The sequence below is a fragment of the Ruegeria discodermiae genome (genome assembly GCF_030758345.1).
Lineage (GTDB): Bacteria > Pseudomonadota > Alphaproteobacteria > Rhodobacterales > Rhodobacteraceae > Ruegeria_C.
In genome coordinates this window covers 86,676-111,885 of record NZ_JAVAMO010000005.1, presented here as the reverse complement: position 1 = coordinate 111,885, position 25,210 = coordinate 86,676, and the positions used below count along the sequence as shown (strand labels likewise).

Sequence of the window (25,210 nt, the reverse complement as noted above, 5' to 3'; positions counted from 1 at the left end):
GGCTACACTTCTGGACATGATAAAATCCGCTGACCTGCCGGACACGATTGCCGTGTTCCCGCTTCCCGGGGCGCTTCTGTTGCCGCGTTCACGCCTGCCGCTGCATATTTTCGAACCGCGCTATCTGCAGATGCTGGACGATACACTCAAATCCTCGCATCGGGTAATCGGCATGGTGCAGCCCAACCCCTGCGCCAGAGACGACAGCAAGCTGCACAGCATCGGTTGCGCGGGTCGGGTGACCCAGTTTTCCGAAACCGAGGATGGTCGCTATATGATCACGCTGTCGGGCGTGTCGCGCTTTCGCATCCGCGAAGAGATCGAAGGGTTCACCCCCTATCGCCGCTGCGCGGTGAACTGGACTGGGTTCGACCGCGATCTGGGCCGCCCCGAATCGGATGACCAATTCGACCGCCCTGGTTTTCTGGACTTGCTGCAGCGCTTCTTCAGCGCTCGGGAGTTGTCGACCGACTGGGACACGCTGAAGGATGCGGAGGACGAATTGCTGGTCAACTCGCTGTCGATGCTGCTGGATTTCGACCCGGAGGATAAACAGGCCCTGCTGGAAGCACCTTGTCTGGCCACGCGTCGGGAAACGCTTGTCACCTTGATCGAATATTCGCTAAGGGGCGGGACAAGCGAGGAGATCCTGCAATGAGTAACGCCAGCACAGACCGCCCCGAGCCCGGTTTCGACCCCCACATGCTCGAAGCGCTGGTCTGCCCGCAGACCCAGACCACCCTGCACTATGACGCCGAACGCCAGGAACTGGTGTCAAAACCTGCGGGCCTCGCCTTTCCGATCCGCAACGGTATTCCAGTGATGCTGATCGACGAGGCGCGCGAGCTGGACTAGCGCCTATTTCGCCAGAGCAGCCTCGATCGCTCGCACCACTGCCGCGGATTTCGCCGCATCAAGCGCATCGGAATGCGGGGTGGCGAACCGGCCCGCATCATTGTCGAAATAGGTCCCGGTCGCGCTTGCAAACTCCTCTGACAGCGCCGCGCGGTGCAGAATATCGGCTCCGATGCCAATGTCGTTCCCGGCCACCCCGAAGCCCTCTTTCACCATCTTGCTGGCCAGCAGCGAGCCGGGATTGACCGCCACAACCACCGGCCCCTCGATCAATTCGCCCGCCAGTTCCCGCGACCACATGGTGATGGCCAGCTTGCTTTGGGCATACGCCTCCATATCCGTCAGACGGGTCGCCCCTGCCAGGGCCCGCAGGTCCACCGATGCCTGCGCCGCCGAGGACAGGTTGATGATCCGGCCGCTGCCCTGCATCAGGGGCAACAGGCGGCGGGTCAGCACATAGGGTGCCAGCGTGTTGACGACAAAACGTATGTCCATGCCGGCTTCGGTGATGGGATCGGCGGCTTTCAGGATACCGGCATTGTTGATAAGAACGTCCAGACGGTTGTGTTTCTCAGTGATCGCCTCGGCAAGTGCCTCGACCTCGGCCATGCGCGACAGATCGGCGATATAGCTTTCTGTCTTGCCACCGACCGCCGCGGCTGCGGCGTCGAGTTTCGCTGGGTTGCGCCCGTGCAGCAGCACGTGATGCCCCTCAGCGGCCAGTTTTTTGGCGGTTTCCAGCCCGATCCCGTCGGTCGCCCCTGTGATCAGAATTGTCTTTTGCATATATGGTATCCTCAATCCTCGGCGATGGTCCTGCGCTGGGTCTTGCGGGTCAGGCCAGATCGTCCTTGCCTTCAATCAGGAAGTGAACGCTGGTCGAGCCAGCCGTGCGCGCCTTCAGATGCGGCACGTAGCGTGGGTCATTCATAAAACCAGAAGCGGCCTCGCGCGAGGGCCATTCGATGACGATGCGCAGGGCGGAGGGCTGGTCATTGCCTTCCAACTGCTCATGGCTGGCGGTTCGGGCAAGATATTTGCCGCCATGTTCTGCGACCAGAGCGTTTGCGGGCCCAATGTAATCAGGAATCCAATCTTCGGTGGTGGGTGTCACGGCGAGCACGGAGTAGAATGCCAATTTACGCGTCCTTTTTGTTGGTGTGGTCTTCGCAGGCAAGGCCCTTGAAAGGTATCACCCATATATTTGCGGGTAATATTGTGGTAAACAGTCCAATACTGACTTCAGAATTCAGATAACGGATATAATTGAATGGATACTGACGGCCTGCGCCTGTTTGTCCTTGCCGCAGAGAAGCTCAACATCAGCGCTGCGGGCCGCGCTCTGGGGCTTGCCCCAGCAGTGGCGAGCGGCAAACTGGCAAAGCTGGAAAAGGCGCTGGGTGCCGATCTGCTGCATCGCTCGACCCGCAAGGTCTCGCTATCGCTGGAGGGGGCCGAGTTCCTGCCTTTCGCGCGCGAGATGCTGGCGCAGGAGGATGCAGGGCTGGCGGCGCTTGGCCAGCGAACGCCGCAGGCGACCGGCACGCTGCGCTTTACCGCGCCCAGCAGTTTTGCGCAGCTCTATATCGCCCCCTTGTTGCCGGTGTTTCTGGCGGCCCATCCCGGTGTTTCGCTGGACCTGCGCCTGTCGGACAAACCTTTCGATCTGATCGAGGGCAGCTTCGATCTGGCGCTGCGCAATTCCGCGCTTGAGGATACCAGCCTCAAGGGTCGCAAGCTGGCCGAGGACCGGCGCATCTTATGTGCCGCGCCCGGATATCTGGACCAGCATGGCATTCCGCAACATCCAGACGATCTGAGTGCCCACCAGTTGATAGCTTTCGTAGGGCGATCCCCGCGCCCATTGATCGGACCACAGGGGCAGGAGGGCAGCTTTGACCCGCGCGGCACGTCCTGTCGGCTGATCCTGGATGATGGATCGTGCCAAAAACAGGCGACGCTGGCTGGCGCGGGCATTTCGGTTAACTCGCTCTGGAGCGTGCATGATGAGATCGCGCAAGGCAGGTTGATCCGCGTGCTGCCCGAGCATGAGGTGGCGGATCGTTCGGTTCTCTGGCTGGTGTATCCCAAGGCCAATGTCCTGTCGGCGAAAGTACGCGTTTTCATGGATTTCCTGTTGAACCGGATCGGCAAGGCGCCTGTCTGGGAGTCGCGCGGACCAGCCCCGTGATTCCGTTTTCCTTGCAAAGCAGGCAGCGCGGCTAAACGATTGAACCCGCAGGAGGATCAGGATGGATCAGAAAAGCACATTGAGCATTGCCGCCCTGATGGTGACGGCCTTTGCGATCGGGATCGATTTCACCGGCGCGATGCTGCTGGTCCCGGCGATCGAGCTGTCCTTTGATACCGACATCACCTCGACCCAGTGGGTGCTGAACATCTATGCGCTGTTCTTTGCCATGACCATGGTGACGGGTGGGCGGCTGGGCGACATGTATGGCCACCGCCCGGTGATGATGATCGGGTTGGTGATCTTCCTTCTGGCCTCGGTCCTGTGCCTGGTCGCACCGGATCTGACGGTTCTGATTGGTGCCCGCGCCCTGCAAGGCATCGGTGCGGGGTTGATCTGGCCCTGCATGCTGGCCTTCGGCGCAACAAGGATCGCAACCGAAGAGGAACAGGGCTTCGTGATGGGGCTGATTTTGGGTGGTGTGACCATCGGCAATGTGATTGGTCCACTGATCAGCGGCATCGCGATCAGTTTTGGGGACTGGCGGTACTTCTTTGTCGCTAACGTTGTTCTGGCCATTGTATCGACGATCGCCATTCGTGCCACGATGCCCAAAGAAGACACCCACAAACCGGAGGAGCATCTGGACCTTCTGGGCGTGGCCGTGATGGCCATCGCCGTGCTCTTGTTGCTCTACAGCCTCGATGTTGGGGCCGATTTGGGTTGGACCTCGACCCCGATTTTGGTGATGATCGGGGTCAGCATCCTGATGGTATTGCTGTTTCCGGTCATCGAAAACCATGTGAAAGAGCCGCTGATCATCCCGCAGATGATGCGCAACCGCGAGTTCATGATCACCCTGTCACTGAACGCGCTGCAGGTTCCCGCAATTTTCATCGGATTTCTTTATTTCCCTCAATTCATGCAGAAAACGCTGGGTTGGTCGTCGCTACAATCCGCTCTGGGACTGCTGCCTTTGACGGTCCTGCTCTGTGTCGGGTCGGTTCTGTCCGGCAGGTTTTACAACGATTTCGGGCCCAAGCGGCTTCTGCTTATCGGCTTTGCCCTTTGTGCTGCGGGTGCGGTATCTATCGCGCTGCTTCCCAATGCGCTGGGGTATTTCCAGATTCTGCCGGGGATGATTCTGATTGGGATAGGCGCAACCTTATCGATTGGTCCTGCGGGGACAGCGGCCATGTGCGCGGTGAAGTCAGAGCGGGCGGGGCTGGTGGGCGGGCTAAGTTTCATGGTCCATCTCGTCTATGGCGCCATCGGTGTCGCCCTCGCAACGGCGCTGATGTACACGTCCAGCCTGTCCCGGCTGGCGCAGCAACTGAGTGCCGACAAGATCGACATGTCAGAGGCGGATCAGCGGGTGATTAATGGCGGTGCCTTGGCGACCGACCAGGCGAAGGCGGTGCTAAGCCACTTTGACACCGCGCAGGCCGTTCAGATCAAAGAGGCGCTGGGCGCGGCCTTTGGCAGCGGGATGGATATGGCCTTTGTCTTTGCCTGCCTGTCCGCGCTTGTCGGATTGCTGCTGTCAGCCCTGCTGGACGAGAAAAAGCTGCAATCCTCGAAGACCTGATCGGATCAGCCTAGATTTGCCGCCCCTGCAATAGCAGCGGCAGATCGCCGGACAGCCCCGCCGCCTCGCGGATGAAGCCACGGCGCAGGCCGGGGATGGAGCCAACCAGTCCCATGCCAACATCGCGGGCCAGTCTCAGCGCGGGATTGTCATTCGAGAACAGCTTGTTGAATGCATCGGTCGCCATCGCCAGGGTCGCGGTATCGAAGCGCCGCCATTGCTGATAGCGCTCCAGCACCGGAGCGAAGCCGATATCCTCGCCCCGGCGGCGCGCTTCGGTCAGCACTTGCGCCAGCGCACCGATATCGCGTAGGCCGGCGTTCAGGCCCTGGCCGGCGATCGGGTGCATGCCATGGGCGGCATCGCCCACCAGCGCCATCCGGTCCCCAACAAAGGAATTGGCAATGGTCAGGTTCAGCGGATAGGTGAAGCGGCCGCCCCGCAGCCGGATATCCCCTAGAAAGTCGCCAAAGCGCGGGCGCAGGACCTGCAGATAGTCTGCCTCAGGCAGGGCATTGATGCGCTTGGCCTGTTCGGTGCGTTCGCTCCAGACGATGGAGCTGCGGTTACCGGTCAGTGGCAGGATCGCCAAGGGGCCTGGCGGCATGAAGAACTGATGCGCGATCCCGTGATGGGGCAGTTCGTGTTCGATGGCGCAGACCAGCGCGGTCTGGCCGTAATCCCAACCGGTGCGTTTGATGCCCGCACGCGCAGCCGTACCGCTGGCGCGCCCATCGCAACCGACCAGCAGTTCACCGCGCAGCTCGGAACCGTCGTCCAGAACGGCGACGGCCCCGGTGTGATCCGTGCTCTGGGCAACAACACGGCGTTCATTGATGATGTCGATCCCGTCAGTCTCGCCCATCGCGGCCAGCAGGGCGGGGCGCAGATGACGATCCTCGACCATGTATCCCATCGGGCCTTCTTCGATCTCGGCATGATCGAAATGCAGGAAGAATGGCGATGGCCCGGCACCAGCATGACCGTCAGTGACCTTGATTTCCAGCATCGGCTGGGCGTGATCGGCGACGCGGCCCCAGACACCGATGGCGGCCATTAACCGCTGCGAGGCCAGCGCCAGCGCATAGCCGCGCCCGTCAAAGCCTTCCTCGGCGCGGGCTTGCTCTGGCAGGGCGTCGATGACCGCCACCTTGTGCCCGGCTTGTGCCAGCGCAAGCGCCAGAACCGGGCCGTTCAGCCCGCCGCCCACGATCAGGATATCTTGCGTCTTTGTCATGCGTTGCACTATGCGCGCCTGATCGGGATTGTCCATGTGCGGTCCTGTCGCTACCGTCACGTTCACCACGAGAAGGAGCACGCGATGCAGGACTGGCTTACGATGACGGCAAGCGATCTGGGGCGAGGCATCGCCGCGGGCGAGATCGACCCGGTGGCGCTTGCGGAGTGCTATCTGGAGGCCATCGACGCGCATCCCCATCGCGACCGGATTTACACCTGCGTGACCCATGACCGGGTGCGGGCCGAGGCCGAAGCCGCCCGCAGGCGCGCCCAATCCGGCCAGCGTCTGTCGCAGCTGGACGGGGTGCCGATCAGCTGGAAAGATCTGGTGGATAGCGCGGGCGTCGCGACCGAATCCGGCTCCGCGTTGCTCAAGGGCCGGGTGCCCGATCAGGATGGCGTGGTGCTGGCCAATGCCACCGCCACGGGCAGCGTCTGTCTGGGCAAGACGCATATGAGCGAGCTTGCCTTTTCCGGTCTTGGCCTGAACCCGATCACCGCAACACCGCCCTGTGTGAATGTCGAAGCGGCGGTGCCGGGCGGCTCTTCGTCGGGTGCTGCTGCCTCGGTCGCGTTCAATCTTGCGGCCTCTGCCGTCGGCTCGGATACTGGCGGTTCCGTGCGTATTCCGGCGGCCTGGAACGATCTTGTGGGGCTCAAGACCACATCCGGGCGGCTGAGCCTTGAAGGCGTTGTGCCGCTCTGTCTGAAGTTTGACACAATCGGGCCGCTGACCCGCTCGGTCGAGGATGCGGCGCAGATGCTGGCGTTGCTGGAGGGCGGGCGCCCCGCCGATCTGCGCGGAGCCACCTTGCAGGGTCGCCGCTTTGCGGTGCTGCAGAATGTTGTCATGGACGATATCCGCGATGCGCCCAGCAAGGCGTTTCACGGCGCATTACAGGCCCTGTCGAAAGCTGGTGCGCAGCTTGTGCCACTCGAAGTGCCTGAGTTGACCGACGCGATGGCGTTGAGCGGCGTGCTCTATACCACCGAGGCCTACGGGCTGTGGCGCGATGTGATCGAGGCGCGCCCGGATGCGATGTTTCCAGAAATCCTAGAACGCTTCCGGCAGGGCAAGAGCTTCTCCGGCCCTGATTACGTCGCCGCCTGCGCCAGGCTTGAGGCTTGCCGCGCCGCCTGGGATGCGGCCACAGCGGGGTTCGATGCGGTGCTGGCCCCGACCGCGCCGATCCTGCCGCCGGATCGCGAGCGATTGCTTTGTGATCGCGACTATTACATCACCGAGAACCTTCTGGCCCTGCGCAACACGCGCGTTGGCAATCTGATGGGGCTTTGCTCGCTGACCCTGCCCACCCGGACGCCCAGTTGCGGGCTGATGATTATGGCACCGCCGAACCAGGAAGAGGCGCTGTTGCGGGTGGGAGCGGCGGCTGAGGCGGCCCTGACCTGAATGCCACAATTTCCAGCCCGGGCAATGCTTTGTCTGGACGGGCATGCGCCACATCTGTAACTTGGCTTCAAAACGGGACGCCAATGATCCCGTGTTGAGGCAGTTGATATGAATTTCCCCGAGCGGTTTTCGAACCTACCGGCTTATGCATTCCCGCGCCTGCGCGCCTTGCTCGACCATCACACGCCGGGCGGTGAGCCTGTGCATATGACCATTGGCGAGCCGAAACATGCCTTTCCCGATTGGGTCACGCAAGTCATCATCGACAACGCCCATACGTTTCAGGGCTATCCGCCCAATGAAGGCTCACCCGAACTGCGCGGGGCAATCACCGATTGGATTGCGCGGCGCTATGGGGTGACGCTGGATGCCGATACCCATGTGATGTCGCTGAACGGCACGCGCGAGGGGCTCTATAATGCGGCCATGGCGCTGTGCCCGGAAGAGAAGAATGGTCAGAAGCCGATCATCCTGACCCCGAACCCGTTTTATCAGGTCTATATGGTGGCGGCGATTTCGGTGGTGGCGGAGCCGCATTTCGTGGCGGCCACGGCTGCGACCGGGCATTTGCCGGACTACACCAGCCTGCCCGCGGACATCCTGAACCGCACCGCTGCGGCCTATATCTGCTCGCCCGCGAACCCGCAGGGCGCGGTGGCGAGCCGGGATTACTGGGCTGATCTGATCCGTCTGGCCGAGCAATATGATTTCCGCATCTTCGCTGATGAATGCTATTCCGAGATCTACCGGCATGAGGCCCCCACCGGCATCCTGACCGTAGCGCAGGAGCTTGGTGCGGACCCTGAACGCATCACGTTGTTCAACTCGCTCTCGAAACGGTCGAACCTGGCCGGGTTGCGCTCGGGTCTGATCGCGGGCGGGCCGGAATCGATCAAGCGGGTCAAACAGTTGCGCGCCTATTCTGGTGCACCTTTGCCGGGGCCGCTGCAGGCTGCCGCCGCGCGGGTCTGGGCCGATGAGGCACATGTGGAGGAAAACCGCGCGCTTTATCGCGAGAAGTACAAAATCGCGGATGAGGTCTTTGGCAATGTGCAGGGCTACATGTCGCCCGAGGCCGGATTTTTCCTGTGGTTGCCGGTCGAGAACGGGGAAGAAACGGCGCTGAAGCTCTGGCAGGAAACCGGCGTTCGGGTTTTGCCGGGTGCCTACCTGTCACAGGACGGGGTCGGGGGCAATCCCGGCACATCATATATCCGGGCCGCTTTGGTGGCCCCAAAAGAAGAATTGCAGCGCGGGCTGATCACGCTTCGCGACTGTGTGTACGGATGAGGGTACGAGGGTAGCATGGCATATAACACGCGGGGCCGCGATCCGTTGCTGGACAGCAATATGCAGGCAGCGATCGAGAAACGGGGCAAGGAGTTGATCGGAATCGCGCTGATCGCGCTGGGGCTGCTGGCCGCGGCGATGATCGGGTCCTATACGCCTGAAGATCCCAACTGGATGGTCTCGACCGACGCGCCGGTGCAGAACTGGACTGGTCGTCTCGGGGCATCGATCGCCGCGCCGCTGTTCATGATCGTGGGCTGGGGCAGTTGGGGGATCGCGCTGGTGTTGATCGTCTGGGGCCTGCGCTTTGCCATCCATTCCGGCGAGGATCGCGCGCTTGCGCGGCTGATCTTTGCGCCGATCTGGATTGCCGTGGTCTCGATCTATGCGGCAACCCTTGTCCCCGGGGCCGAATGGAAGGCCACGCACAGCTTTGGTCTGGGCGGCCTCTTTGGCGATACGGTGATGGGGGCGTTGCTGACGCTCCTGCCAATCGGTTCGCATTTCATGGTCAAGCTGATGTCACTGGTGATGGCATTGGGCATGGTGACTTTGGGCGCATTTGTGATGGGCTTTACCGGGCCGGAGGTCAAACGCGGCCTGCGCTTTGTCGGGATCAACCTGATCATGGGGTATGGCGCGCTGATGACGCTTCTGGGCCGGGGGACCGCCGCGACCATGCAGGCGGCGCGCAACCGTCAGGCCCTGCGCGCTGAGCGCAAGGCCGATGCGCGCCTGATGGCTGATTATGCCCCCGACGCCGCCTATCCGGATCAGCTTGACCCGGTGCTGGAAGAACCTGTTTTCGAGGATCCTGCACCCGAGCCTAAAGGTGGTTTGCTGGCCCGTATGCCCTCGCTGATCCGCCGGGCCGATCCGATGCCGGAACCCGAACTGGTCGAGGCGATGCCGGTTGCCGAGTTCGACAACATGCCGGGCGACGACCGGATCAGTGCCAAGATCGCTGACGCCGTGCGCAGCCGTAAAGAGGCCGCCGGTGCACCGCCACCGCCCGACCCGACCCGCCCGCTGACCAAGGGCCGTGGCCGTGGTCCCGATCCGCTTGTGCTCGACAGGGGGGAGCCGAATGGCCTGCCGCCGGAGCCGCCGCTGACCGCTAGTATGGGATTGCCGCCCGAGCCGCCTCTGATGGCGCCGCAGGGTGTCGATACCTTGCATGACATCCCCGGCGACATGGACGCGCATGACCCGATCGAAGCCTTGCCCTTGGCCGAACCCGCGCCTATGGCTCCGCAGATTCCGGTTGCCGAACCACGCAAGGCGGTTGTTGAGCAGCCCGTGCGCAAGGCGCCGCAACCCTCGCGCCGGGCTCAGGCCGAGGCGCAGCCGACGCTGGCCTTTGAGGAGGATGGTGGCGAGTTTGAGCTGCCGCCGCTCAATCTGCTGACCAATCCTGCCGGTATCCAACGCCATCATCTGAGCGGTGAGGCGCTGGAAGAAAACGCGCGAATGCTGGAAAACGTGCTGGATGATTACGGCGTGAAGGGCGAGATCACCTCGGTCCGTCCCGGCCCCGTGGTCACCATGTATGAGCTGGAGCCTGCCCCCGGCCTCAAGGCCAGCCGGGTGATCGGCCTAGCTGACGATATCGCCCGCTCGATGGCGGCCCTTTCGGCGCGGGTGTCGACCGTGCCGGGCCGTTCGGTGATCGGTATCGAACTACCCAATGAAAACCGAGAAAAGGTTGTACTGCGCGAAATTCTCGCCAGCCGCGGTTTCGGCGACAGCAACCTCAGCCTGCCTTTGGCGCTGGGCAAGGATATCGGCGGCGAGTCGGTTGTGGCCAACCTGGCCAAGATGCCTCACCTGCTGATCGCGGGGACCACCGGCTCGGGTAAATCGGTGGCGATCAACACGATGATCCTGTCGCTGCTCTACAAGCTGACGCCGGATGAATGCCGGTTGATCATGATCGACCCCAAGATGCTGGAACTTTCCGTCTATGACGGCATCCCGCATCTGCTCAGCCCTGTTGTGACCGACCCGAAAAAGGCGGTTGTCGCCCTGAAATGGGTCGTGGGCGAGATGGAAGACCGCTATCGCAAAATGTCCAAGATGGGCGTGCGCAATATCGAAGGCTTCAACGGCCGCGTCAAAGAAGCGCTGTCCAAGGGCGAGATGTTCTCCCGTACCGTGCAGACCGGATTTGACGACGAGACCGGCGAACCCGTGTTTGAGACCGAAGAATTCGCGCCCGAGAAGCTGCCCTACATAGTCGTCATCGTCGACGAGATGGCCGACCTGATGATGGTCGCGGGCAAAGAGATTGAGGCATGCATCCAGCGCTTGGCGCAGATGGCGCGGGCCTCCGGCATCCACCTGATCATGGCCACGCAGCGCCCCTCGGTCGATGTGATCACCGGTACGATCAAGGCCAACTTCCCAACCCGGATCTCGTTCCAGGTCACCTCCAAGGTCGATAGCCGCACCATTCTGGGCGAAATGGGGGCCGAGCAACTGCTGGGCATGGGCGACATGCTTTATATGGCGGGCGGGGCCAAGATTACCCGCTGTCACGGCCCGTTTGTGTCGGATGAGGAAGTCGAAGAGGTGGTCAATCACCTCAAACAGTTCGGTCCTGCGGATTATGTTGGTGGCGTGGTTGAGGGGCCTGCTGACGAGAAGGCTGACAATATCGATGCGGTGTTGGGTCTGAACACCGGCGGCAATACCGATGGTGAGGACGCGCTTTATGACACCGCTGTTGCGATCGTGATCAAGGATCGTAAATGCTCGACCTCTTACATCCAGCGGAAACTGGCCATCGGGTATAACAAGGCCGCGCGTCTGGTTGAACAGATGGAAGATGAAGGTGTCGTGTCGCCCGCCAACCATGTTGGCAAACGTGAAATCCTCGTGCCCGAACAGCAATAGGTGTTCACATCAGGGCCAGAGCCCTTATCTGTGGTGGTATGAAACAGATTGCCTTTGCCCTCGCACTCGCCCCGATTCTGGCCCTGGCCGCGCCAGCGGCCTGGGCGGTGGAAAAACTGCCGCTGAACGCGATATCGAACTACCTCAACGGATTGAAAACCGTCGAGGCGAGCTTTTCCCAGATCAACGACGATGGCTCGCTGAGCACCGGCAAGGTCTGGATCGATCGCCCCGGCAAGATGCGGTTCGAATATAACCCGCCCGACAGCGCGCTGGTTCTGGTGCGCGCGGGTACGGTGTTTGTCGATGACAAGAAATCCAATCAACCGCCCGAGCAATACCCGCTCAGGAAAACCCCGTTATCGCTTATCTTGGCGCGCAACGTGGATCTGAGCCGCGCCAATATGGTGGTGGGTCACGGGTTTGACGGAACCGCCACGGTGGTCACGGCGCAGGACCCCAAAAACCCTGAATACGGCAAGATCGAGCTGATGTTTACCGCCGACCCGGTGGAACTGCGCAAATGGGTGGTGCATGACAGCAGCGGCGCCAAGACCACCGTGGTGCTGGGCGAGTTGGAGAAGGGCAAGAAGCACAATACGCGCTTCTTTTCGGTGACCTCTGACAATAACCGCTGAGCCTGATGGCTCAGCGACAGAAGGCCAGTTGTTGGCGATACATCTCGCCGCGCGCATCCACCTTGTTGGCCACCCGCAGCAGCCAGGATTTGGAGTTGTGCGACCCGCGCGCATAGCCGGTATGGCCTTCGTGATAGGCCAGATACTGGTTGCGCGTGTCATGTAAGGGGATGCCGTTGCGGTTCAGGCTTTTGTTCATGTACCAGCCGATGAAATCTGAGGCGTCGCGCATGCGGTTGCGTTTGGCGCTGCGCTTGCGGGTTTCGCGTTTGTACTCGTCCCACGTTCCGTCCAGCGCCTGGCTGTAGCCATAGGCGCTGCTCTGGCGACCCATCGGGATCACGCCCAGCGCGTATTTATGCGGCGTGCGCGCGTTCGATTTGTAGCGGCTTTCCTGATAGATCGTCGCCATCTGCACATGCACCGGCACGCCCCATTTGCGCTCGGTCTTTTTGAACGCCTTCATGTATTCCGGGCGCTGCTTCGCGATGCTGCAGGCGTTGTCGAGATTGCGCGGCGGAGTCGAGGACCCACCCCCGCAAGACGCCAAAAGAAGCGCCAGCATCAATGCGCTGAGATATCTGCTCATCTGCTCTTGCCTATTTTTTTGGGCAATCATACCGCAAAACGTGCGCATGGGAAATCACATTCGCCATGAAATCGTTGGGGGATTCAACAAGCTGGCGGTTTTGGGACCTTTTCTGTCCTGATCTGCGACCTAAAGCGCGCAGGCGGGGTGCCGCCGAGTTCAGGAGTGATGCGGCGTCAGTCGGATTTTTCGCTCGATTTCCGCGCGCAAGGGCGTAAAACCCGGTCCAAGCAGGACGAACAATGCCGGAAATCCGGTCACTGTCCGAATGAAGTTCACAGTCTGTTTCCTTGCTAAACCGGGACTTCTGTTGGACAAAACGCGCCGGTTTCGGGATACTGGAACGCAGTAGGGGCAATAGTACAATGTTAAAGACACGCGCCAGATATCATTTGGGCCAGGTCGTGCGTCACAAAAAACACCCGTTTCGTGGTGTTGTTTTCGACGTTGATCCGGAGTTTTCAAATACCGAGGAGTGGTATCTCGCCATTCCCGAGGACAGCCGTCCGCGCAAGGAACAACCGTTTTATCACCTTCTGGCCGAGAATGACCAAAGCTACTATGTAGCTTATGTCTCGGAACAGAATCTGGTTGCCGATTACTCCGGAGAACCGGTGCAACATCCTGATATTCCAGACATGTTTGGCCCGTTCGAAGACGGTTCTTATCCGCTGCATTTTCAGTTGAACTAGGCGCATAGGCGCCCAATCCGGTCAGTATCCCAGGGCGCAGCCATCCTTTCTTGGATCGCTTGCGCCTTCCAGCACGCCATCATCCCTGATCCGGATCGCTTGCGCGCCGCCGATGGCCACGTCGGGGAGGGTGACGCTGTGCCCCAGCTCGGCCAGTTCCTGCCGTACCGCGTCCGAATAACCACGCTCTACGAGCAGCTTACCCGAATCGGAAAAGCAGCGTGGGGCGTCCAGAGCGGCCTGCAATCCCATGCCGTAATCGACCAGATTGGAAACAAAACGCGCGTGTCCGGTCGATTGATAGGCCCCCCCCATGACGCCAAAGGGCAGGGTGATCCGCCCATTCTGGCGCAGCATTCCGGGAATGATCGTGTGCATCGGTCGTTTGCCGCCGCCGAACTCGTTCGGATGGCCGGGTTCCAGCGTGAAGCCCGATCCGCGGTTCTGGAACAGGATGCCGAACTTTTCGGATGCGATGCCGGACCCGAAGCCGCGGAAAATTGAATAGATCAGCGATACGGCCATCCCGTCCCGGTCCACGACAGTGATATAGATGGTGTCCTTGTGCACCTCTTCGCTCAATGGTGCAGGGTCGGGCATCGCCCGCTGCGGATCAATCAGCGCTGCCAGCGCCCGGGCGGTGTTGGGGTCCAGCATGTGGTCGAGGCGGTGGCTGTGGTTGGGATCAGCCAGAAACCGGTTGCGCGCGTCATAGGCTAGCTTCGTGGCCTCTGCCTCGATATGCGCGCGCTGGCTGCCCAGCGGGTCCATGGCCGGCAGGTCGAACTGGCTCAGGATGTTGAGCAGCAGGATCGCCGTGGCGCCCTGGCCGTTTGGCGGATGTTCGACCAGTTCGACGGATTTATATTCGCCGTCGATGGGGGTTGTTTCCGTGCAGCCAGTATCGGCGAAATCCGCCATGTCATGGGTGCCGCCGAGCGAGCGCAGCGTTGCCACCATATCCTCAGCAACCTCGCCGGAATAAAACGCATCGCGTCCAGAACGCGCTATCCGGCGCAGCACCTCGGACTGTTGCGGGGCGCGGAATATCTGGCCGGGTTGCGGGACGTCGCCCGCCAGCAGATAGTGGTCGCGCGCGCTGCCTTGCAGATGGGCGGCGTCGCGTTGCCAATCGAACGCCACCCGCGCCGCCACTGGTATGCCGGTTTCGCCATAGTGGATCGCCGGTTGCAGGATCGTGTCCAGACCGATCTGGCCTTCGGTCTCTGACAGGTGGCAGAACGCGTCGATCGCGCCGGGGATCGTGACCGCTTCGGCGCTGCCCGGATCGACCTTGTCCACGCCAGTCGCGCGCAAGGCTACCGGGTCCGCCGCACGGGGGGCGCGACCCGAGCCGTTCAGGGCATGGACCTGCTGCGATCCGGGGCGGGTATAGAGTACAAAGCAATCGCCACCGATACCGGTCATCTGCGGCTCGCATATGCCCAGCAGCACCGCCGCCGAGATCGCTGCATCCATCGCGTTGCCGCCGCGCTTGAGAATGTCGATGGCGGTTTGTGCCGCCAGCGGGTGCGACGTTGCGCACATGCCGTTTGTCGCCAACACCTCGGAGCGGCCCGGCACCTGAAAGTCACGCATATGATCTGATCCTCTTACCCGCGCGAAGCGAAGCCTCAGCTTTTGTTTGCCGGGCCCAGCGAGTGGCGCTCGACAATGTCTGTTTGCAGGCGGATGGTACTTCCCGGAATGCTCTTTTCAACCATTTCGACCAGTTCAAGCGCCGCTTTTCCGCCCATCTCGCGATGCGGCACGTGTACGGTGGTCAGGGCAGGGCTGACAATTTGGGCAAGTTCGATGTCGTCAAATCCGGTGATAGAGACATTTTCGGGCACACGCATCCCCATGTTTTGGGCTTGCCGCAGCGCCCCGGCGGCCAGCACGTCGTTGCCGCACAAGATCGCGGTGGTGCGCGGGTTCTGTGACATGAGCTGAGCAAATGCATCGGCCCCGCTTTCGACCTCGTAGGAGGTTTCGACCACGGTCAGAGCATCGGGCTGCAAGCCCCCCCTTCGCAGGGCATCCCGCACGCCTTCTATCCTAAGCCGTGCACGGTCATTGCCCTGGCTGAAGCCTGAGATCATCGCGATCCGGGTATGTCCCAGCCCGATCACCCGATCTGCCAAGGCCTGCATCGCCTGCCGGTTGTCAAATCCGATCGAGGGCGCGCGCGCGTTGGGAATGTAGGACCATGCCACCATGGCAGGTACTTTCTGGCGCTCAAGATAGTCATAGATTTTCGGATCACGGTCGTGTCCGATCAGCAAAAGCCCGTCGGCGCCGCGCGCGACCAGGGTGCGTATCTGCTCTTCTTCAACTTCGGGGCGATAGGCCGAACTGGAGACTAGCAGGGTATAGCCGCGCTGATGCAACTCTTCCTGAAAGGCCTGCAGGCCGCGCGCAAAGATCGCGTTTTCCATGGTCGGGATGATCGCGCCGATGGTAAAGCTGCGCTTGGCCGCCATGACACGGGCCGCGAAGTTCGGCGTATATCCAAGCGTGTCGACGGCGGACATGACGCGCTTGCGCGTGGCTTCCACAACCCGGTCCGGGGCGTTGAGGCACCGTGACACCGTGGCCGTCGAGACGCCCGCTTTGCGGGCGACATCGTCCAACGTGGGCGCGGATCTCAGTTTCGACATTTCAAAACCTGTGCTTTGCATTTGCTTAACTTCTAACACATTGCGGCAGGTTTGAAAGTTGTCGATGTAAGCGCTTGCATTTTCAATGTAAGCGCTTACAAAGTAGCATAGAGCCGAATCCATCTGGAGCCCAGGATATGTATCTCGTCGCATCGATCGTCGTGTTTGCCATCTATTTCGGGAACGTGGCGCTGGGTGCCTTCGCGGACAGCGCCATTCTGGGCGACGTGGGGGAAATGCTGGTTCTGTTCGCGGCGTCGATCCTGTTCGTTGTCGCAATCTTAAAGAAAGAAGCTGACCGCAACGCCAATGACGGAAGCTGATTTGTCCAATGGGAGGACAATTGATGGACAACGAAAAACAAAACCTTGCTTCGGCTGAACGCCGGAACTTTCTGAAACTCAGCGCGGGTGGTGCGTTCACCGCGGCGCTCGTGGCGGGGGCGGGCGGCGTGCTTTGGTCGTCTGAGGCAGCGGCGCAGACGGCGAAAGAGGAAAAGGATCGCGAAAAGGCCGCCGATCACATCATGACGGTTGCGACCGCTTATGTTCTGGGCGCCTCGCGCAGCTATCCGATCATGCAACTGGACCTCAAGGAAAACATCCAGAACGCCACCAACGGCAAGGTCTATGTCAAGCTGGCGCCGGGCGGGCAGTTAGGGGCCGGCGGTTCGCTGGTTCAGAAAGTGCAGGGTGGGACCATTCAGGCGGCGCAGCATTCGCTGTCGAACTTCGCGCCCTTTGCCTCGACCGTCGATCTGATCAACATGCCTTATCTCTGCGGCTCAAACCAGCGCTTCACCAATCTGGTGCATTCGGACACCTGGAAGAATGAGGTGCATCCCAAGGTCGAGGCGGCGGGCTTCAAGGCGTTGTTTTATGTGGTCATTGATCCCCGCGTCGTTGCGGTGCGCCAGGGCGGAGACGCCATCCTGACGCCGTCCGATATGAGCGGCGTGAAGTTCCGTGTTCCGGGCTCGAAAATGCTGCAGCAGTATTATCGCATGGTTGGCGCGAACCCGACGCCGGTCGCCTGGGGCGAGACGCCGTCGGCCATCAAGCAGGGCGTGGCCGACGCGCTCGACCCCTCGGTGGGCGCACTTTTTGTCTTTGGTTTCAAGGATATCCTGAGCAACGTGACCTTCACCCAGGCAGTGCCGGATAGTCAGGTCTATTCCTGCAATCTGGAATGGTTCAACTCGATGCCGGCGGATGTGCAGGACGGGATTATGTGGGCGGCGGAAATGACCAGCCACCAGAACCTATCCAAAGTGCCCTCGGCGCGGGCTTATGCGATGGCTGAACTCAACAAGGCGGGCGTCCAGTTCCATTCGCTGAGCGATGACCAGCTGGCGGAATGGAAAGACGCCGGTGGCTATCAGCGGTCGGAATGGGACCCGTTCAAGACCGAACTGGCCGGGTCGATGGAGGCGTTCGACAAGTTGGTCGAAGCGGCTGACACGCAGGGCAAATATTACGTCCACGACGCCTGACGCCATCCGGGCGGGTGCCGATTGCGCGCCCGCTCCTACCACCATCAGCACCACCAAAGATCGGCCGCATCTCGGGTCGAGCCGTGAGGTGTTGCCAGGATTCGAGGCAGAAGATGACTCTATTTCAGAAAATAGACCGCGATGCCGAACGTTGGCTGCTGCTGGTGTTCTACGTCATGCTGGTCATTACCATGGCGATCGAAGTGCTGCGGCGCGAAATCTTCGCCTACTCCTCGATCTGGGGAGAAGAAATCGTTCGCTATTCCTTCATTTACCTCGCCTGGATCGGTGCGGCGGCTGCGGTCAAGGAACGCGCGCATATCCGCATCGATGTCGTAATGCACTATCTGCCGCCCCGACCCAAGGCGCTGCTCTACATCTTCGGCGATCTGGTAATGTTCGTGGTCGCGATCATCGCGCTCTACTGGTCTTACGAGGCGGTGCATGTCTCGGCCAAGTTCGGGTCGGTCACCGACGGGCTGCGGGTGTCCAAGGTCTGGTTCCTGATGGCGGTGCCCGCCGGATTTGCCCTGATGATATGGCGGCTGATCCAGTCTTTCTTACGTGATTTCAAGTCCTTGCGAGACGGTACGCCCGTTTTCGAAGGCGACAAGCTGTTTGATTGAGAGGATAGGCAATGCTTTGGAATTCTCTGAATCAGACGGTCGAGCTCGGCTGGGATTTCTATGTGCCGGTCATGATGTTCGTGGCGCTGATCGCACTGGCCGTGCCGGTCTGGGCTGCTATCGGCTCGGCGGCGATTGTTATGCTGATCATGTCCGGCGATCTGCCGCTCAGCCTTGTGGGCGAGAGCTTGTTCACCGGCATCGACGCTTTTGCGCTGACCGCCGTGCCGCTCTTTATCCTGACCGGCGACGTGCTGGTCCGCACTGGGCTGTCGCGCAAGTTTCTCGACGTGGCTGAGGCGCTGACCTGCTTTGCCAAGGGCGGTTTCGGTTCGGCCACGGTTCTAGTCTGCGGCATGTTCGCCGCCATCTCGGGCTCTGACGCGGCAGGCGCTGCCGCCGTGGGTCGCATGACCATCGACCGTCTGGTCGAAAGCGGCTATCCGCGCCCCTATGCCTGCGCATTGGTGGCGGCGGGGGCCTGTACCGGCATCCTGATCCCGCCGTCGATCGCCTATATCATCATCGGTCTGGTTCTGGGCATCTCGGCTTCGACATTGTTCCTCGCGGCGCTGATTCCCGGTCTGGCCATTCTGGTATCGATCCTTGTGACCAACATCATCATGAACCGTCTCTACGCTTATGAGGGTGGTGGCATGATGACCTGGGGCGAATGGCTGGCCAATCTGGGCAAGGCGCTGAAATCCGGATGGTATGCCTTCATCGTGCCGGGCATCATTTTCTACGGTATCTTCTCGGGCCGCCTGACCCCGACCGAAGCGGGCGCCACGGCGGTGGTCGTCACCATCGCGATGGGTTTCATCCTGCGCACGCTGACGCTGGCGGATTTCCCCTCGATGCTGGTGAGCTCGGCCAAAGTGAACGGCGTCATCCTGCCGATCATCGCATTCTCGGCCCCGCTGGCTGAAGCACTGGCGATCATGGGTGTGCCGCAGGGCTTCGTGGCCTCGATCACATCGCTGACCGATGATCCCTATCTGTTGATCCTGCTGATGATCGGTATTCTGATCGCGGCGGGCTGCGTGATGGAGACGACGCCAAACATCGTGATCCTGGCGCCGATCCTGAAACCTCTGGCGGACAATATCGGCATGAACGAGATTCAGTTCTGCATCATGATGATCACCGCACTGGGCGTTGGCTTTATCACACCACCGCTGGGTCTGAACCTGTTTGTCGTATCTGGCATTACCGGCGAGTCGATTCTGAAGATTGCCGCCCGGGCCGTGCCCTTCGTATTGACTATGCTGATCGTGGTGCTTCTGATCGCCTATATTCCTGCGGTTTCGACCACCTTGCTTCCAGAAATCTACCAATAGGACCTGTTGAATATGCCTCGTGAATACCTGAAAAAGGCAACCCTGACCGCGCAATCCCATGCGTCCGAAGTCCATGAGACAGTGAAGACGATCCTCGAAGAGATCGAGGCGGGCGGCGATGATAAGGCGTTGGAATATGCCAAGAAATTTGACCGTTATGAGGGCAGCGTCCTGCTTTCGCCCGAAGAGATCGAGGCCGCCTGTGCGCTGGTGCCCGAAAAGCTGAAGGCTGACATTCGCTTTGCCCATGACAATGTCCGTCGCTTTGCCGAAACCCAGAAGGCAACGCTGTCGGATGTCGAACTGGAAATCGTGCCGGGCTTTGTCGCGGGTCAGAAAGCCATCCCGGTGGATGCGGCGGGCTGCTACGTGCCCGGCGGGCGTTATAGCCATATCGCCAGCGCCATCATGACGGTGACCACGGCGAAGGTTGCAGGTTGTCGCCATATCACCGCCTGTTCGCCGCCCCGGCCCGACGTCGGGGTTGCCCCGGCGATCGTCTATGCCGCGCATATCTGCGGCGCCGACAAGATCCTGGCGATGGGTGGCGTGCAGGGCGTTGCCACAATGACTTATGGTCTGTTCGGGCTGCCCAAGGCCAACATCCTTGTCGGTCCCGGAAACCAGTTTGTCGCCGAAGCCAAGCGCATCCTGTTCGGCCGCGTCGGCATCGACATGATCGCAGGCCCCACCGACAGTCTTGTTCTGGCCGACGGAGCTTCGGACCCGTTTGTGGTGGCGACCGATTTGGTCAGCCAGGCCGAACATGGCTACAACTCGCCGGTCTGGCTGGTGACCGATGACCGGGCAGTGGCCGAGAAGGTCATGGAACTGGTGCCGACGCTGATCCACGATCTGCCCGAGGTGAACCGCGACAACGCCTTTGCCGCCTGGCGCGACTATGCCGAGGTGATCCTGTGTGGGGATCGCGAGGAAATGGCGGCCTGTTCGGATGACTACGCGCCCGAGCATCTGACCGTGCAGGCCGAGGATCTGGATTGGTGGCTGGACCGTCTGACCTGCTATGGCTCGCTGTTTTTGGGCGAGGAGACGACGGTGTCTTATGGCGACAAGGCCACGGGAACCAACCACGTGCTGCCGACCTCGGGGGCGGCCAGCTATACTGGTGGTCTGAGCGTCCACAAGTATATGAAGATCGTCACCTGGCAGCGCGCCACGCGCGAAGGCTCGAAGTCGGTCGCCGAAGCCACCGCGCGTATCTCGCGGCTGGAGGGCATGGAAGGGCATGCCCGCGCGGCTGATGTGCGGCTGGCCAAGTATTTTCCGGACGAGCAATTCGACCTGTCCGCAGATGGCTGACCCGAGGGCGCTCTTTGATCTGACCGGTCGGGTGGCTCTTGTGACCGGGGCAAGCTCGGGCCTGGGGCGGCGCGCGGCGCTGGTTCTGGCACGGGCCGGGGCGCGCGTCGTTGGCCTCGCCCGGCGGCAGGATGCGCTGGATGGCCTCTGCGCCGAGATTGGCCCGGATGCCGCCGGCGTTGTCGCGGATGTGTCTGATCGGGACGGGCTGGATGGGTTGGTGGCGAACGTGGACGCAAACTTCGGCCCGCCGGATATCGTCATTCATGCGGCGGGGGTGAACACGCGCGAGATGGCGGATGAGGTGAGTGCGAAAGGCTGGGATCAGACGCTGGCGCTGAACCTCACCGCACCGTTTTTTCTGAGCCAGGCGCTGGTGCCTGCGATGAAAGAAAAAGGCTGGGGCCGGATCGTCAACTTCGCCTCCTTGCAGACCACACGGGCCTTTCCTGGCGGCGTGGCCTATGGCGCCTCCAAAGGGGGCATCGCTCAACTGACTCGCGCCATGGCCGAGGCCTGGTCAGGCGACGGCATCACCGCCAACGCAATCGGCCCGGGGTTCTTTCCGACCGAGTTGACGCAGGCGGTCTTTGACGACGCGGACCGCGCGGCACGCAACGCGGCGCAAACCTGCGTGAAGCGCAACGGGCGGATGGAGGATATGGATGGGCCGATCCTGTTCCTGTGCTCGGACGCCTCCAGCTACGTGACCGGGCAGGTCCTGATGGTTGACGGGGGGTTCACCGCGAAATGAAGGCGCTTGTGTATGATGGTGTGGAACAGATGGGCTATCGCGAGGTGCCGGACGCAGTTCCGCGTGAGGCAGAGCATCTGATCCGGGTCGAGGCTGTTGGCATCTGCGGCTCGGACATGCATGCTTACCTGGGCCATGACGCGCGCCGCCCTGCGCCGCTGATACTCGGGCATGAGGCAGCGGGGGTCATTGTTGGCGGTGCGCGCGATGGCACCCGTGTCACGATCAACCCGCTGGTCTGCTGCGGCATCTGCGCTGCGTGTCGGTCGGGGCGTGAGAATATCTGCCCGGACCGCCAGATCATCTCGATGCCCCCGCGCGAGGGGGCGTTTGCGCAATACGTTGCCATGCCCGACACCAATCTGGTCGAAGTGCCCGAAGGGATTTCACTGGCCAAGGCCGCGCTGGCAGAACCACTGGCCGTCAGCTGGCACGCGGTCAGACTGGCTGTGGAGAGCCTGCACCGCGGCGCGCAGGCCCGCGCACTGGTGATCGGCGGCGGGGCGATCGGCCTTGCTGCTGCGCTGGCGTTGAAAGCGATGGGGATCGAGGATGTGGTGATCACCGAACCCAACGAGATGCGCCGCGCCTATTTGCAGGATCACTGCGGACAGGATGTGCTGGCCCAGCCCGAAGGACTCTATGAGGTGGTGATTGACGCGGTGGGCTATTCCGCGACGCGTGCGGTGGCCTCGGAACATACCGCACCGGGCGGTGTGATCGCCCATGTGGGCCTTGGCGAGGATCGTGGCGGGCTCGACATCCGCCGGATGACCCTGCAGGAGATCCGCTTCATCGGCACCTATACCTACACGGCGCAGGATTTTCGCGACACCGCGCAGGCCATCTTTGACGGTCGGCTCGGCGCGCTGGACTGGATCGAGGAACGCCCGCTCTCCGACGGGTTCGAAGCGTTCCAGAATTTGCGCGCCGGTGCGGTCGCTGCCCCGAAAATCGTGTTAACACCATGGGCATAGAGAACACCGAACACCCGATGGAGACAGGACATGTATAGTAAAATTCTGGTCCCGATGGCGCTGGATCACGACATTTCGCAACATACGCTCAAGGTGGCGCGGGCCCTTGGTGGCAGCGCCTGCGAAATCATCGCGCTGCATGTCTATGAGACGCCGCAAGGCTCGGCGAGCGCCTATCTGGACAAGACCCTCGTCAACGAGGGCTTTGCAAAGGCAAGACTACTGCTGGAGGAAAAACTTGGCGGCGCGGAAGGGATCACGCCCGAGATCATCAAGGGTCACACGGCGCGCACCATCATCGACTACGCCAACGCAAATGAGGTCGATTGCATCGTGATCGGCTCGCATAAACCCGGCCTGAGCGACTATTTCCTCGGCTCCACCGCCGCGCGCGTGGTTCGGCACGCCCATTGCGCGGTGCATGTCCAACGCAATTCTCAACCCTGAAGAAGGCGCGATTTGCGCCTCGAACCGAAAAGGCAAACCAGACAATGAATATCGACAAGAAGATCGCCGATGATCTTGTCGCCAATGACATCTCGTTCGTGACCACAGTGCCGTGCAAGCAACTGGCTGGCGTGATCGAAGAGATTGATCAGCGCGACGACATCTATCATATCCCCTCGAACAAGGAAGACGAGGGTATGGGGCTTTGCGCCGGGGCCTGGATGGGCGGCAAACGCCCAGCGATCATCATGCAGAACACCGCTATTGGGGTGACGTTCAACACGTTGGCGACGCTGATCCAGTATTATCGCATGCCCCTGCCGATGCTGATTTCCTATCGCGGAGAGCTGCGCGAACCGGTTGCCTGTCAGGTCGAGATGGCGATCCACACAAAGGCGCTCTTGGCGCAGATGAATATCCCGACCTATCACTTCCACTGGCAGAAGGACGTCGAGGAACTCGACAACATCCTGAAATACACCTTTATGTGCAACAAGCCCGTGGCGATCCTGACCGATGCCAATTTCTGGGGAGGCTATGGCGACCAATGATCCGTTCCGAGATTTTGAAAGAAATTGCTCCGATCCTGCGCGACCAATTGGTTGTCTGTAACATCGGTATACCGAGCCAAGAGTTGCACGCCATCGACGATCAGCCCACAAACTTCTACATGCTGGGCACGATGGGGCTGGCCTCGTCTATCGGGCTGGGGCTGGCGCTGGCGCAGCCCAAACCGGTGATCGTCATCGATGGCGACGGTTCGATCCTGACCAATATGGGTACCCTGCCGACCATCGCGAACAATGTGGCGGACAACTATATCCTGATGATCATCGATAACGGGTCTTATGGCTCGACCGGCGATCAGCCGACCTATGCGGGCCTCAAGACCTCGCTCGCCAAGGTGGCCGAGGCCTGCGGTTGCGAGAATGTCATCGAATGCCGGGATGTGGACACCGGTGAGGTTCTGCAAAAGGCGCTGGAGAGTGGCAAGATGCATGTAATCGTCGTCAAATGCGATAGCGGCAACGCCAAGAACCCGGTGATCACCATGGACCCGGTGGTGATCCGCGACCGCTTCATGAAGGCCGTTCAGGCCTGATGTCAACCAGCGCTATCCACAGCGCCGAAGACGCCCGCCGTCTTGCACGGCGGCGTCTGCCGTGGATGGTGTTTGACTATATCGACGGTGCCGCAGGGGCAGAGGCGGGCGCAGCCCGCGACCGCGCGGCGCTGGATGCCCTGACCCTGCGCCCGCGCATCCTGCGCGATGTCAGTGACAGATCGCTGTCGACGACCCTGTTTGGTAAGCCCGCGCAGCGCCCGTTTGGCATCGCGCCCATGGGCATGTGCAACCTTGCCTCCCCGGGTGCCGATCTGATGCTGGCCCGTCTGGCGGCGCGGTATTCGGTGCCGCTGGGGGTGTCGACCGTTGCCTCAACCCCCATGGAAGAGATGATCGAGGTCGCGCAGGGCAATGCCTGGTTCCAGCTTTATTTCAGCGGCGATGGCGCGGGCACGTTCAAGCTGGCGGAACGGGCGCGGGATGCGGGATATGAAACGCTGGTCCTGACAGTGGATGTACCGGAGGTGGGTCGCCGCCCGCGCGAGTTGCGCCACGGGTTCACCATGCCCTTCCGCATCGGTCCGCGCCAGTTTCTGGATTTCGCCCTGCATCCCCGCTGGTCACTATCCACGCTGGCGCAGGGGCGTCCCCAGATGGCGAATTTCCAGATGGCGGGCTACAGCTTCGACCGGACCGAAAGCCGGGCCAAAGCGAATTGGGACACGCTCGCGCGGCTGCGCGATATGTGGCGCGGCAATCTGGTTGTCAAAGGTGTGCTTGATCCCGAGGATGCCGTGGCCCTGAAAGAGGCGGGCGTCGATGCCATTCAGGTCTCAAGCCATGGCGCGCGCCAGTTGGATAGCGCGCCAGCACCCATTTCGGCCCTGTCTGATATCCGCAAGGCGGTCGGGGCCGGGTATCCGTTGTTTTACGACAGCGGGCTGCGCTCGGGCGAGGACGCGCTCAAGGCCCTCGTTACCGGTGCGGATTTCGTCTTTTTTGGTCGTATCATGCAATTCGCGATTGCGGCGCGGGGAGAGGCGGGGTTGGGCCAGCTCTGGGATGTATTGAGCGATGAGATGTCCATCGCCCTAGCCCAGATCGGGGCCACCTCGGTGGAAGCCGCAAAGGTCTGAGATG

At 61.3% G+C, this 25,210-nt stretch carries 26 protein-coding genes; 20 read left to right on the top strand and 6 right to left on the bottom strand.

All coding sequences use genetic code 11. The annotated features are described in order from the left end of the window. Window positions 1–16 precede the first annotated feature (16 nt). Entirely contained in the window at window positions 17–658 is a 642-nt protein-coding gene (locus tag Q5Y75_RS13570; protein WP_306198224.1) for an LON peptidase substrate-binding domain-containing protein, read from the top strand. After that, window positions 655–855, top strand: coding sequence for a Trm112 family protein (locus tag Q5Y75_RS13565; protein ID WP_306198223.1), 201 nt, complete (start codon window positions 655–657; stop codon window positions 853–855). The genes Q5Y75_RS13570 and Q5Y75_RS13565 overlap by 4 nt, the downstream gene beginning before the upstream one ends. Before the next feature lie 3 nt (window positions 856–858). On the opposite strand, the gene Q5Y75_RS13560 is transcribed toward Q5Y75_RS13565, so the two are convergent. Then, complete coding sequence (locus Q5Y75_RS13560) at window positions 859–1,641, bottom strand: SDR family NAD(P)-dependent oxidoreductase (protein ID WP_306198220.1); 783 nt, start codon at window positions 1,639–1,641, stop codon at window positions 859–861. Between the two features lie 49 nt (window positions 1,642–1,690). Continuing rightward, complete coding sequence (locus Q5Y75_RS13555; protein WP_306198218.1) at window positions 1,691–1,993, bottom strand: DUF1330 domain-containing protein; 303 nt, start codon at window positions 1,991–1,993, stop codon at window positions 1,691–1,693. 132 nt (window positions 1,994–2,125) lie between these two features. On the opposite strand from Q5Y75_RS13555, the gene Q5Y75_RS13550 reads away from it, so the two are divergent. Next, window positions 2,126–3,046: a LysR family transcriptional regulator gene (locus Q5Y75_RS13550; protein ID WP_306198217.1), complete on the top strand. Its 921-nt coding sequence runs from the start codon at window positions 2,126–2,128 to the stop codon at window positions 3,044–3,046. 61 nt (window positions 3,047–3,107) lie between these two features. Continuing rightward, window positions 3,108–4,634, top strand: coding sequence for an MFS transporter (locus Q5Y75_RS13545; protein WP_306198215.1), 1,527 nt, complete (start codon window positions 3,108–3,110; stop codon window positions 4,632–4,634). 10 nt (window positions 4,635–4,644) lie between these two features. On the opposite strand, the gene Q5Y75_RS13540 is transcribed toward Q5Y75_RS13545, so the two are convergent. Then, on the bottom strand, window positions 4,645–5,871 hold the full coding sequence (locus Q5Y75_RS13540) for an FAD-dependent monooxygenase (RefSeq protein WP_306198213.1): 1,227 nt from the start codon (window positions 5,869–5,871) through the stop codon (window positions 4,645–4,647). An 84-nt stretch (window positions 5,872–5,955) separates the two neighbouring features. On the opposite strand from Q5Y75_RS13540, the gene Q5Y75_RS13535 reads away from it, so the two are divergent. The 4 genes from Q5Y75_RS13535 to Q5Y75_RS13520 all read left to right on the top strand — a co-directional run bounded on the left by Q5Y75_RS13535 (window position 5,956) and on the right by Q5Y75_RS13520 (window position 12,107). Then, complete coding sequence (locus Q5Y75_RS13535) at window positions 5,956–7,284, top strand: amidase (RefSeq protein ID WP_306198212.1); 1,329 nt, start codon at window positions 5,956–5,958, stop codon at window positions 7,282–7,284. A 108-nt stretch (window positions 7,285–7,392) separates the two neighbouring features. Beyond that, window positions 7,393–8,574: an aminotransferase class I/II-fold pyridoxal phosphate-dependent enzyme gene (locus Q5Y75_RS13530; protein ID WP_306198210.1), complete on the top strand. Its 1,182-nt coding sequence runs from the start codon at window positions 7,393–7,395 to the stop codon at window positions 8,572–8,574. Between the two features lie 15 nt (window positions 8,575–8,589). Beyond that, complete coding sequence (locus Q5Y75_RS13525) at window positions 8,590–11,469, top strand: DNA translocase FtsK (protein ID WP_306198208.1); 2,880 nt, start codon at window positions 8,590–8,592, stop codon at window positions 11,467–11,469. 38 nt (window positions 11,470–11,507) lie between these two features. Then, a complete protein-coding gene (locus Q5Y75_RS13520) occupies window positions 11,508–12,107 on the top strand; it encodes a LolA family protein (protein ID WP_306198206.1) in 600 nt (199 codons plus the stop codon). A 10-nt stretch (window positions 12,108–12,117) separates the two neighbouring features. Here the strand turns inward: Q5Y75_RS13520 and Q5Y75_RS13515 are convergent, their stop codons facing one another. Then, complete coding sequence (locus tag Q5Y75_RS13515) at window positions 12,118–12,696, bottom strand: transglycosylase SLT domain-containing protein (protein WP_306198204.1); 579 nt, start codon at window positions 12,694–12,696, stop codon at window positions 12,118–12,120. A gap of 365 nt (window positions 12,697–13,061) precedes the next feature. On the opposite strand from Q5Y75_RS13515, the gene hspQ reads away from it, so the two are divergent. Continuing rightward, a complete protein-coding gene (gene hspQ / locus Q5Y75_RS13510) occupies window positions 13,062–13,388 on the top strand; it encodes a heat shock protein HspQ (RefSeq protein WP_249710719.1) in 327 nt (108 codons plus the stop codon). A 21-nt stretch (window positions 13,389–13,409) separates the two neighbouring features. Here hspQ and Q5Y75_RS13505 read toward each other — a convergent pair whose 3' ends face one another. Both Q5Y75_RS13505 and Q5Y75_RS13500 read right to left on the bottom strand, forming a co-directional pair. Continuing rightward, window positions 13,410–14,987, bottom strand: a complete 1,578-nt coding sequence (locus tag Q5Y75_RS13505) for a gamma-glutamyltransferase family protein (protein WP_306198201.1) — start codon at window positions 14,985–14,987, stop codon at window positions 13,410–13,412. A 35-nt stretch (window positions 14,988–15,022) separates the two neighbouring features. Further along, entirely contained in the window at window positions 15,023–16,048 is a 1,026-nt protein-coding gene (locus Q5Y75_RS13500; protein ID WP_306198199.1) for a LacI family DNA-binding transcriptional regulator, read from the bottom strand. A 137-nt stretch (window positions 16,049–16,185) separates the two neighbouring features. Here Q5Y75_RS13500 and Q5Y75_RS13495 point away from each other — a divergent pair, with 137 nt between their 5' ends. From Q5Y75_RS13495 to Q5Y75_RS13445, 11 genes are all read left to right on the top strand, one after another. Beyond that, window positions 16,186–16,371, top strand: coding sequence for a hypothetical protein (locus Q5Y75_RS13495; RefSeq protein ID WP_306198197.1), 186 nt, complete (start codon window positions 16,186–16,188; stop codon window positions 16,369–16,371). A 23-nt stretch (window positions 16,372–16,394) separates the two neighbouring features. Beyond that, window positions 16,395–17,540 (top strand): TRAP transporter substrate-binding protein, encoded by a 1,146-nt coding sequence (locus tag Q5Y75_RS13490; protein ID WP_306198195.1) that lies wholly within the window; start codon window positions 16,395–16,397, stop codon window positions 17,538–17,540. A 113-nt stretch (window positions 17,541–17,653) separates the two neighbouring features. Beyond that, window positions 17,654–18,166, top strand: coding sequence for a TRAP transporter small permease (locus Q5Y75_RS13485; protein WP_306198192.1), 513 nt, complete (start codon window positions 17,654–17,656; stop codon window positions 18,164–18,166). Between the two features lie 11 nt (window positions 18,167–18,177). Continuing rightward, window positions 18,178–19,506 carry a TRAP transporter large permease gene (locus tag Q5Y75_RS13480; protein ID WP_306198190.1) on the top strand — a complete coding sequence of 443 codons (1,329 nt, stop codon included), beginning with the start codon at window positions 18,178–18,180 and terminating at the stop codon, window positions 19,504–19,506. A 12-nt stretch (window positions 19,507–19,518) separates the two neighbouring features. Next, complete coding sequence (gene hisD, locus Q5Y75_RS13475) at window positions 19,519–20,826, top strand: histidinol dehydrogenase (RefSeq protein WP_306198188.1); 1,308 nt, start codon at window positions 19,519–19,521, stop codon at window positions 20,824–20,826. Further along, on the top strand, window positions 20,819–21,580 hold the full coding sequence (locus tag Q5Y75_RS13470; protein WP_306198186.1) for an SDR family NAD(P)-dependent oxidoreductase: 762 nt from the start codon (window positions 20,819–20,821) through the stop codon (window positions 21,578–21,580). Before hisD ends, Q5Y75_RS13470 begins: the two co-directional genes overlap by 8 nt. Next, window positions 21,577–22,557, top strand: coding sequence for a zinc-dependent alcohol dehydrogenase (locus tag Q5Y75_RS13465; RefSeq protein WP_306198184.1), 981 nt, complete (start codon window positions 21,577–21,579; stop codon window positions 22,555–22,557). The genes Q5Y75_RS13470 and Q5Y75_RS13465 overlap by 4 nt, the downstream gene beginning before the upstream one ends. A 30-nt stretch (window positions 22,558–22,587) precedes the next feature. Next, window positions 22,588–23,004: a universal stress protein gene (locus tag Q5Y75_RS13460; RefSeq protein ID WP_306198182.1), complete on the top strand. Its 417-nt coding sequence runs from the start codon at window positions 22,588–22,590 to the stop codon at window positions 23,002–23,004. Between the two features lie 44 nt (window positions 23,005–23,048). Beyond that, window positions 23,049–23,555, top strand: a complete 507-nt coding sequence (locus Q5Y75_RS13455) for a sulfopyruvate decarboxylase subunit alpha (protein ID WP_306198180.1) — start codon at window positions 23,049–23,051, stop codon at window positions 23,553–23,555. Beyond that, window positions 23,552–24,106, top strand: a complete 555-nt coding sequence (comE, locus tag Q5Y75_RS13450; RefSeq protein ID WP_306198179.1) for a sulfopyruvate decarboxylase subunit beta — start codon at window positions 23,552–23,554, stop codon at window positions 24,104–24,106. The genes Q5Y75_RS13455 and comE overlap by 4 nt, the downstream gene beginning before the upstream one ends. Then, on the top strand, window positions 24,106–25,206 hold the full coding sequence (locus Q5Y75_RS13445) for an alpha-hydroxy acid oxidase (RefSeq protein ID WP_306198177.1): 1,101 nt from the start codon (window positions 24,106–24,108) through the stop codon (window positions 25,204–25,206). The genes comE and Q5Y75_RS13445 overlap by 1 nt, the downstream gene beginning before the upstream one ends. The last annotated feature ends 4 nt before the right edge of the window (window positions 25,207–25,210 follow it).

Coding starts and splice junctions, on each gene's coding strand:
- Q5Y75_RS13565 (WP_306198223.1), top strand. CDS start 655: ATGAGTAACGCCAGCACAGACCGCCCCGAGCCCGGTTTCGACCCCCAC.
- Q5Y75_RS13495 (WP_306198197.1), top strand. CDS start 16,186: ATGTATCTCGTCGCATCGATCGTCGTGTTTGCCATCTATTTCGGGAAC.
- hspQ (WP_249710719.1), top strand. CDS start 13,062: ATGTTAAAGACACGCGCCAGATATCATTTGGGCCAGGTCGTGCGTCAC.
- Q5Y75_RS13460 (WP_306198182.1), top strand. CDS start 22,588: ATGTATAGTAAAATTCTGGTCCCGATGGCGCTGGATCACGACATTTCG.
- Q5Y75_RS13455 (WP_306198180.1), top strand. CDS start 23,049: ATGAATATCGACAAGAAGATCGCCGATGATCTTGTCGCCAATGACATC.
- comE (WP_306198179.1), top strand. CDS start 23,552: ATGATCCGTTCCGAGATTTTGAAAGAAATTGCTCCGATCCTGCGCGAC.
- Q5Y75_RS13515 (WP_306198204.1), bottom strand. CDS start 12,696: ATGAGCAGATATCTCAGCGCATTGATGCTGGCGCTTCTTTTGGCGTCT.
- Q5Y75_RS13560 (WP_306198220.1), bottom strand. CDS start 1,641: ATGCAAAAGACAATTCTGATCACAGGGGCGACCGACGGGATCGGGCTG.
- hisD (WP_306198188.1), top strand. CDS start 19,519: ATGCCTCGTGAATACCTGAAAAAGGCAACCCTGACCGCGCAATCCCAT.
- Q5Y75_RS13520 (WP_306198206.1), top strand. CDS start 11,508: ATGAAACAGATTGCCTTTGCCCTCGCACTCGCCCCGATTCTGGCCCTG.
- Q5Y75_RS13445 (WP_306198177.1), top strand. CDS start 24,106: ATGTCAACCAGCGCTATCCACAGCGCCGAAGACGCCCGCCGTCTTGCA.
- Q5Y75_RS13470 (WP_306198186.1), top strand. CDS start 20,819: ATGGCTGACCCGAGGGCGCTCTTTGATCTGACCGGTCGGGTGGCTCTT.
- Q5Y75_RS13505 (WP_306198201.1), bottom strand. CDS start 14,987: ATGCGTGACTTTCAGGTGCCGGGCCGCTCCGAGGTGTTGGCGACAAAC.
- Q5Y75_RS13530 (WP_306198210.1), top strand. CDS start 7,393: ATGAATTTCCCCGAGCGGTTTTCGAACCTACCGGCTTATGCATTCCCG.
- Q5Y75_RS13535 (WP_306198212.1), top strand. CDS start 5,956: ATGCAGGACTGGCTTACGATGACGGCAAGCGATCTGGGGCGAGGCATC.
- Q5Y75_RS13570 (WP_306198224.1), top strand. CDS start 17: ATGATAAAATCCGCTGACCTGCCGGACACGATTGCCGTGTTCCCGCTT.
- Q5Y75_RS13545 (WP_306198215.1), top strand. CDS start 3,108: ATGGATCAGAAAAGCACATTGAGCATTGCCGCCCTGATGGTGACGGCC.
- Q5Y75_RS13490 (WP_306198195.1), top strand. CDS start 16,395: ATGGACAACGAAAAACAAAACCTTGCTTCGGCTGAACGCCGGAACTTT.
- Q5Y75_RS13480 (WP_306198190.1), top strand. CDS start 18,178: ATGCTTTGGAATTCTCTGAATCAGACGGTCGAGCTCGGCTGGGATTTC.
- Q5Y75_RS13485 (WP_306198192.1), top strand. CDS start 17,654: ATGACTCTATTTCAGAAAATAGACCGCGATGCCGAACGTTGGCTGCTG.
- Q5Y75_RS13465 (WP_306198184.1), top strand. CDS start 21,577: ATGAAGGCGCTTGTGTATGATGGTGTGGAACAGATGGGCTATCGCGAG.
- Q5Y75_RS13550 (WP_306198217.1), top strand. CDS start 2,126: ATGGATACTGACGGCCTGCGCCTGTTTGTCCTTGCCGCAGAGAAGCTC.
- Q5Y75_RS13540 (WP_306198213.1), bottom strand. CDS start 5,871: ATGACAAAGACGCAAGATATCCTGATCGTGGGCGGCGGGCTGAACGGC.
- Q5Y75_RS13525 (WP_306198208.1), top strand. CDS start 8,590: ATGGCATATAACACGCGGGGCCGCGATCCGTTGCTGGACAGCAATATG.
- Q5Y75_RS13500 (WP_306198199.1), bottom strand. CDS start 16,048: ATGTCGAAACTGAGATCCGCGCCCACGTTGGACGATGTCGCCCGCAAA.